At 67.2% G+C, this 8,550-nt stretch carries 4 protein-coding genes and 1 pseudogene; 4 read left to right on the forward strand and 1 reads right to left on the reverse strand.

From position 1 onward, the window contains the following. The first annotated feature begins 313 nt into the window (after window positions 1–313). The 3 genes and pseudogenes from AD428_RS11615 to AD428_RS11625 all read left to right on the forward strand — a co-directional run bounded on the left by AD428_RS11615 (window position 314) and on the right by AD428_RS11625 (window position 7,347). Window positions 314–5,052: pseudogene (locus AD428_RS11615) on the forward strand (glutamate synthase-related protein). An 8-nt stretch (window positions 5,053–5,060) separates the two neighbouring features. After that, entirely contained in the window at window positions 5,061–6,527 is a 1,467-nt protein-coding gene (locus AD428_RS11620; RefSeq protein WP_053245267.1) for a glutamate synthase subunit beta, read from the forward strand. A gap of 184 nt (window positions 6,528–6,711) precedes the next feature. Beyond that, a complete protein-coding gene (locus AD428_RS11625) occupies window positions 6,712–7,347 on the forward strand; it encodes an OmpW/AlkL family protein (RefSeq protein WP_053245268.1) in 636 nt (211 codons plus the stop codon). On the opposite strand, the gene AD428_RS11630 is transcribed toward AD428_RS11625, so the two are convergent. Then, window positions 7,304–8,209 (reverse strand): LysR family transcriptional regulator, encoded by a 906-nt coding sequence (locus tag AD428_RS11630; protein WP_053245269.1) that lies wholly within the window; start codon window positions 8,207–8,209, stop codon window positions 7,304–7,306. The two genes, AD428_RS11625 and AD428_RS11630, sit on opposite strands and share 44 nt — an antisense overlap. 65 nt (window positions 8,210–8,274) lie before the next feature. Between AD428_RS11630 and AD428_RS11635 the strand changes: the two genes are divergently transcribed. Further along, window positions 8,275–8,550, forward strand: a 276-nt coding sequence (locus AD428_RS11635; RefSeq protein WP_152968059.1) for a YbfB/YjiJ family MFS transporter, incomplete at its 3' end; no start/stop codon positions are given.

Raw genomic sequence — 8,550 nt, forward strand, 5'->3', positions numbered from 1 at the left:
CCCGCGGCGCGCCGGGCGCTCCCGCCGCCCGGCGCGGGCTGCTCCAGATTGCGACAAACCCACAAATTATTGGGGACATAATATAAGAAAAACAGCCATTCCGCGCCCCAATATAGTGCGCATTTTTTGACCATACCCCTGTAACCCTTGTCTGGCGCGCCTCTTGATGCGTACCCTATTTATTGCACAGAAACGGTGCAAACATATAAATAGGGTCGCTCCCTTTTTATTTCTGTTGCGCCCTACCTCCCGCAGGGTTATTGTCCCACCCTGCACTGCAACATAACGACGCAGGCCCACTGCGGAGCGCGCCATGTCCCAAATTACCCCGAACGATTCCTGTCGCCCCCTCAAGGCGGTTCCCATCGATGCGAGCCGCATCGGCTTGCCCGCCGCCCAGGGGCTGTACAGCCCGGCCAATGAGCACGACGCCTGCGGCGTCGGCTTCGTCGCCCACATCAAGGGCAAGAAAAGCCACGCCATCATCCAGCAGGGCCTGAAGATCCTCGAAAACCTGGACCACCGCGGCGCGGTGGGCGCCGACAAGCTCATGGGCGACGGCGCCGGCATCCTGATCCAGATTCCCGACACGCTGTACCGCGAGGAAATGGGCCAGCGCGGCATCGTGCTGCCGCCCCCGGGCGAGTACGGCGTGGCCATGGTGTTCCTGCCCAAGGAAACCGCCTCGCGCCTGGCCTGTGAGCAGGAGCTCGAGCGCTCGGTGCGCGCCGAAGGCCAGGTCGTGCTGGGCTGGCGCGACGTGCCGGTGGACGTGGACATGCCCATGTCGCCCGCCGTGCGCGACTGCGAGCCCGTGATCCGCCAGCTCTTCATCGGCCGCGGCGCCGACGTCATGGTGCCCGACGCGCTGGAGCGCAAGCTGTACGTCATCCGCAAGACCGCCAGCCACGCCATCCAGAACATGCGCCTGGCCCACGGCAAGGAATACTTCGTGCCCTCGGCCTCGTGCGCACCGTGGTCTACAAGGGCCTGCTGCTGGCCGACCAGGTCGGCCGCTACTACCGCGACCTGGCCGATCCGCGCACGGTGTCGGCCCTGGCGCTGGTGCACCAGCGCTTCTCGACCAACACCTTCCCGGCCTGGCCGCTGGCTCACCCCTACCGCATGATCGCCCACAACGGCGAGATCAACACGGTCAAGGGCAACTTCAACTGGCTGCGCGCCCGCGAAGGCATGATGCAGTCGGCCGTGCTGGGCGACGACCTGAAAAAGCTCTATCCCATCGTTTACGAAGGCCAGTCCGATACGGCCACGTTCGATAACTGCCTCGAACTGCTGGTGAACTCCGGCTACTCGCTCGCCCACGCGATGATGATGATGATCCCGGAGGCGTGGGAGCAGCACACGCAGATGGACGAGAGCCGCCGCGCGTTCTACGAGTACCACGCCGCCATGATGGAGCCCTGGGACGGTCCGGCCGCCGTGGCCTTCACCGACGGCCGCCAGATCGGCGCCACGCTGGACCGCAACGGCCTGCGCCCCGCCCGCTACCTGGTCACCGACGACGACATGGTCATCCTGGCCTCCGAGGCCGGCACGCTGTCCATCCCCGAAAACCGCATCGTCAAGAAGTGGCGCCTGCAGCCCGGCAAGATGTTTCTCATCGACCTGGAACAGGGCCGCATCATCGACGACGCCGAGATCAAGATGCAGCTGGCCAACAGCCGCCCCTACCGCCAGTGGATCGAGCGCCTGCAGATCAAGCTGGAATCGCTGCCCGCGCCGCGCCAGGCCGGCGTGCCCACGCAGTCGTCCGTGCCGCTGCTCGACCGCCAGCAGGCCTTCGGCTGGACCCAGGAAGACTACAAGTTCATCCTGGAGCCCATGGCCGCCAACGGCGAGGAAGTGATCGGCTCCATGGGCAACGACGCCCCGCTGGCCGTGCTGTCGAACCGCTCCAAGCCGTTCTACAACTACTTCCGCCAGCTTTTCGCCCAGGTCACGAACCCGCCCATCGACCCCATCCGCGAACAGCTCGTGATGTCGCTGGTGTCGTTCATCGGCCCCAAGCCCAACCTGCTGGACATCAATAACGTGAACCCGCCGCTGCGCCTGGAAGTCTCGCAGCCGGTGCTGGATTTCGCCGCCATGGCGCAGATCCGCGACATCGAACAGGTGACAGGCAAGAAGTTCCGCAGCTACGAGCTGGACATCACCTATCCGGCCGCCTGGGGTCCGGAAGGCATCGAGGCCCGCGTGGCCGCGCTGTGCGCGCGCGCCGTGGACGCGGTGCAAAGCGGCTACAACATCCTCATCGTGTCCGACCGCCTGGTCGACAGCGAGCGCGTAGCCATTCCCGCGCTGCTGGCCACCTCGGCCGTGCACCAGCACCTGATCCGCGCCGGCCTGCGCACCAGCACCGGCCTGGTGGTGGAAACCGGCTCGGCCCGCGAAGTCCACCACTTCGCCCTGCTGGGCGGCTACGGCGCCGAAGCCATCCACCCCTACCTGGCGCTGGAATCGCTGGGCAAGATGAGCGACCCCGAAAAGGCCGTCAAGAACTACATCAAGGCGATCGGCAAGGGCCTGAACAAGGTGATGTCCAAGATGGGCATCTCCACGTACATGTCGTACACCGGCGCCCAGATCTTCGAGGCCGTGGGCCTGCAGAGCGCGCTGGTGGACAAGTACTTCACCGGCACCGCCTCCACCATCGAAGGCATCGGCATCTTCGAGGTGGCCGAGGAAGCCCTGCGCCTGCACCGCGCGGCCTTCGGCAACGATCCGGTATTGGCCAACGACCTGGACGCGGGCGGCGAATACGCCTTCCGCATCCGCGGCGAAGAGCACATGTGGACGCCGGATTCGGTGGCCAAGCTGCAGCACGCCTCGCGCTCGAACAATTACCGCACCTACAAGGAATACGCGCAGATCATCAACGACCAGAGCCGCCGCCACATGACGCTGCGCGGCCTGTTCGAGTTCCGCTTCGATCCCTCGCGCGCCATTCCGCTGGACGACGTGGAGCCGGCCAAGGAAATCGTCAAGCGCTTCGCCACGGGCGCCATGTCGCTGGGTTCGATCTCCACCGAGGCGCACTCGGTGCTGGCCGTGGCCATGAACCGCATCGGCGGCAAGTCGAACACGGGCGAGGGCGGCGAAGACGAGCTGCGCTACCGCGCCGAGATGCGCAACGGCAAGAGCGGCATCAAGGACGGCGACACGCTGGCCTCGGTGCTGGGCGCCGAGCGCATCGAAGCCGACGTGGCCCTCAAGAAGGGCGACTCGCTGCGCTCCAAGATCAAGCAGGTGGCCTCGGGCCGCTTCGGCGTCACCGCCGAATACCTGGCCTCGGCCGACCAGATCCAGATCAAGATGGCGCAGGGCGCCAAGCCCGGCGAAGGCGGCCAGCTTCCCGGCCACAAGGTGTCGGAATACATCGCCAAGCTGCGCTACTCGGTGCCCGGCGTGGGCCTGATCTCGCCCCCGCCGCACCACGACATCTATTCCATCGAAGACCTGGCGCAGCTCATCCACGACCTGAAGAACGTCAACCCCAAGGCGTCGATCTCGGTGAAGCTGGTGTCCGAAGTGGGCGTGGGCACGGTGGCGGCCGGCGTGGCCAAGGCCAAGGCCGACCACGTCGTGATCGCCGGCCATGACGGCGGCACGGGCGCCTCGCCGGTGTCGTCCATCAAGCACGTGGGCACGCCCTGGGAGCTGGGCCTGGCCGAAACGCAGCAGACGCTGGTGCTCAACCGCCTGCGCAGCCGCATCCGCGTGCAGGCCGATGGCCAGATGAAGACGGGCCGCGACGTGGTCATCGGCGCGCTGCTGGGCGCCGACGAATTCGGCTTCGCCACCGCGCCGCTGGTCGTCGAAGGCTGCATCATGATGCGCAAGTGCCACCTGAACACCTGCCCGGTGGGCGTGGCCACGCAAGACCCCGAACTGCGCAAGAAATTCCAGGGCAAGCCCGAGCACGTGGTGAACTTCTTCTTCTTCATTGCCGAAGAAGTCCGCGAAATCATGGCCCAGCTCGGCATCCGCAAGTTCGACGACCTGATCGGCCGCGCCGACCTGCTCGACATGCGCGCCGGCGTGGAACACTGGAAGGCCCGCGGCCTGGACTTCTCCCGCGTGTTCCACCAGGTGCAGGCCGACACGCCCGTGCGCCAGACCGAAGAACAGGACCACGGCCTGGCCAATGCGCTGGACCACCAGCTCATCGAGCGCAGCAAGCCCGCGCTGGAGCGCGGCGAGAAAGTCTCGTTCATCACCCCGGTGCGCAACCGCAACCGCACCATCGGCGCCATGCTGTCGGGCGCCGTGGCGGCGCGCTACGGCCACGAGGGGCTGCCCGACGACACCATCCACATCCAGTGCAACGGCACCGCCGGCCAGAGCTTCGGCGCATTCCTGGCGCACGGCATCACGCTGGACCTGGTGGGCGAAGGCAACGACTACGTGGGCAAGGGCCTGTCGGGCGGCCGCATCATCGTGCGCTCGCCCAACGACTTCCGCGGCTTCGGCCCCGACCACATCATCGTGGGCAACACCGTGCTCTACGGCGCGCTGGCCGGCGAAGCCTTCTTCAACGGCGTGGCCGGCGAACGCTTCGCCGTGCGCAACTCGGGCGCGGCCACGGTGGTGGAAGGCACGGGCGACCACGGCTGCGAATACATGACCGGCGGCACCGTCGTCGTGCTGGGCGCCACGGGCCGCAACTTCGCGGCCGGCATGTCCGGCGGCGTGGCCTACGTCTGGGATCCGGACCGCACGCTCAAGCAGCGCGCCAACCTCGCCATGGTGGAACTCGAGCCCGTCGTCTCGCACGCCGAGCAGCTGGCCCAGAACCAGATGGACATCTGGCACAGCGCGCAGCGCGGCGGCGAGCGCGAAACGGACGAAGCCATCCTGCGCCGCCTGGTGGAAGACCACTTCCGCTACACCGGCAGCTTCCGCGCCCGCGAGATCCTGGGCGACTGGGAAGCCTCGCGCGGCAAATTCGTGAAAGTCATGCCGACGGACTACCGCCGCGCATTGGGTGAAATGTGGCGTGCAGCCAACCCGCAACAACTGGCTGCGTGAGGGATACCATGGGAAAGATTACCGGCTTTATGGAGTACCAGCGTCTGCAGGAGGCCAGCGAGGCCCCGCAGAAGCGGGTGAAGAACTGGCGCGAATTCGTGCTGCACCTGACCGACGAGCAAGCCCGGCAGCAAGCGGCGCGCTGCATGGACTGCGGCATCCCGTTCTGCAACAACGGCTGCCCGGTCAACAACATCATCCCCGACTGGAATGACCTGGTCTACCGCCAGGACTGGAAGCGCGCGCTCGACGTGCTGCACTCCACCAACAATTTCCCGGAGTTCACCGGCCGCATCTGCCCGGCGCCATGCGAGGCCGCCTGTACCTTGAACATCAACAGCGACGCCGTGGGCATCAAGTCCATCGAGCACGCCATCATCGACAAGGGCTGGGAAGAAGGCTGGGTGGTGCCGCAGGTGCCGGCGCGCAAGACCGGCAAGAAGGTTGCCGTGGTGGGCTCCGGGCCCGCCGGCCTGGCCTGCGCCCAGCAGTTGGCCCGCGCGGGCCACGCGGTGACGCTCTTCGAGAAAAGCGACCGCATCGGCGGCCTGCTGCGCTACGGCATTCCCGACTTCAAGCTCGAAAAGCACCAGATCGACCGCCGCATTTCCCAGATGGAAGCCGAAGGCGTGGAGTTCGCCCCCTCGACCTACGTGGGCAAGCCGACCGACGCGGCCGCCGACGGCCTGACGGTGCGCACGCCGGAATCGCTGATGGAGGAATTCGACGCCGTGGTCATGACCGGCGGCTCGGAAACCCCGCGCGACCTGCCGGTGCCGGGCCGCGAGCTGTCGGGCGTGTACTTCGCCATGGACTTCCTGCGCCAGCAGAACAAGGCCGTGGCGGGCGACCGCCTCGTCAACCAGACGCTGGCCAAGGGCAAGCACGTGGTGGTGATCGGCGGCGGCGACACGGGCTCGGACTGCGTGGGCACCAGCAACCGCCATGGCGCGGCCTCGGTGACGCAGTTCGAACTGATGCCCCAGCCGCCCGAGTCGGAAAACAAGTCCATGACCTGGCCCTACTGGCCGCTGAAGCTGCGCACCTCGTCCTCGCACGAGGAAGGCTGCGAACGCGACTGGTCGGTGACCACCAAGCAGCTCAAGGGCAGCAACGGCAAGGTCGAGAAACTGGTGGCCGCCCGTGTGGAATGGTTCAAGGACGAAGCCACCGGCCAGATGAAGATGCGCGAGGTCGAAGGCTCTGAATTCGAAATCAAGGCCGACCTGGTGCTGCTGGCCATGGGCTTCGTCTCGCCGGTGCAGACCGTGCTGGACGCCTTCGGCGTGGAGCGCGACGCGCGCGGCAACGTGCGCGCCAATACCGACGACTACCGCACCAGCGTGGAAAAGGTGTTCGCCGCCGGCGACATGCGCCGCGGCCAGTCCCTGGTGGTGTGGGCCATCCGCGAAGGCCGCCAATGCGCCCGCGCGGTCGACGCCTACCTGATGGGCAGCTCCGACCTTCCGCGCTGAACGCGCCCGCCGCAAGCGCCGGACCGGCCTCCCAAGGGAGGCCGGTTTTGTTTTTGCGCGCCCGCTGTTGCCCTATAGCCACAATTGGAATGTGGTCTTTTCACGTTTTGATACGCATCAATCGGCGCGGTCCTCCGCTCTGCGAATCTACAGGCTCGTATCCACGGAAAGATCGGAGAAAAAAATGTTCTTCTTGAACGGGCGCCTGCGCGCCGCCGCCATCGCAGGACTGACCGCCGCCGCCTTTGCCGCCCCCGCGCACGCCCACGAGGCGGGCGACGTGCTGCTCAAGGTGGGCGTGACGCAGGTGCGCCCCGACTCCAACAACGGCAGCGTACTCGACGGCGGCGTCAAGCTCGACGTGAACAACAACGTGCGCCCCAGCTTCACGCTGACCTACATGGCCACGCGCAACATCGGCATCGAACTGCTGGGCGCCTGGCCCTTCGAGCACGACATCCGCGGCAGCGGCCTGGGCAAGATCGGCACCACCAAGCACCTGCCGCCCACGCTCAGCCTGCAATGGCACATCCTGCCCGACAGCATGATCCAGCCGTACATCGGCGTGGGCATCAATTACACCCACTTCTTCGACACCCAGACCAAGGGCGCGCTGTCGGGCTCGGACCTCAAGCTCAAGGACTCGTGGGGCGTGGCCGCGCAACTGGGCGCCGACATCAAGATCAACGACCGCTGGTTCATGAACGCCGACATCCGCTACATCGACATCTCGTCCACGGTGAAGCTCGACGGCCAGCGCATCGGCACGGCCCGCATCAATCCGTGGGTGGCGACCCTGGGCGTGGGCTACCGCTTCTGAGTTCCCCGATCTGGCGCCGCAGGGCCTGCAGGGCGGGGGTTTCGTCCCCGGGCCGCCAGACGAGCTGGGTGAGGGCGCTGCCATGCGGCCTCGCCAGCGGCGTGGCCCGCACGCTCCGCTGCGCGCCCAGCACCGCCAGCACCGAGCGCGGCACCACGGCCACGCCGGAGCCCGCCGCCACACAGGCCACGATGGCGTGGTACGAGGCGAACTCCATGACCTTGGCCGGGGCCACGCCGGCCTGGCTGAGCCAGGATTCCAGGATGCGCCGGTACGAACAGCCCGCCGCGAAGGCGATGACGGTGCGCTCCGCGAGGTCTTGCGGGCCGCTCGGCCCGGGCCAGGCCAGCGGCGAGATCAGGGCCAGTTCTTCCTGGAAAGCGTCCTGCGCCTGCAGCCCCTGGCCCGGATAGGGCTGGGCCACGAACGCGGCCTCGATCTCGAAATTGCGCACCTTGGCCGCCAGCGCGCCCGACGTGCCCGTGACCAGTTCGATGCGCACCTGCGGCCAGTCCGCGTGGTAGCCGGCGAGAATGGGCGGCAGCCGCGCCGCCGCCGTGCTTTCCATGGTGCCGATGCGCAGCACGCCCTGGGGCGCGCCGCTGCGCACCGCCGCCTGCGCTTCCTGCGACAAGCGCAGCAGGCGGTCCGCGTAGCCCAGCAGCACGCGGCCCTGGTCGGACAGCACCAGCCGGCGGTTCTGGCGGCGGAACAGCGGCGCTTCCAGCGACGCCTCCAGCTGCTTGAGGCGGGTGGAAACGTTGGACTGCACGCGGTGCAGGTGGGCCGCGGCGCGCGCCACCCCGCCATGGTCGGCCACGGCCTTGAAAATCTGCAGTGCGTCGAGGTCGATATTTCTCATTTCAAGAACTAGAGTTCTGAATAATTCACTATTAAAGATATTAGTACAGACGTAGATTAGGCGGCATGTCTACGCCTCCCGCCTCCGTTTCCGCATCTGTCCCGTCCGCCGGCGCGGCCCGCCTGGCCTGGCCCGCCGCCCTGGCCCTGGCCGCCGCCATGGGCATCGGCCGCTTTGCCTTCACGCCGGTCTGGCCCCAGATGGCGCAGGAGGCCGGCCTGTCTCTGGCGCAGGGCAGCCTGCTCGCCTCGGCCAACTATGCCGGCTACCTGCTGGGCGCGCTCGCGGCCGTTGCCTGGCCGATCCGCCGCCTGCGCGCGGTGCTGGCGGCCAGCTGGCCG

The organism is Achromobacter sp. DMS1 (assembly GCF_001270295.1).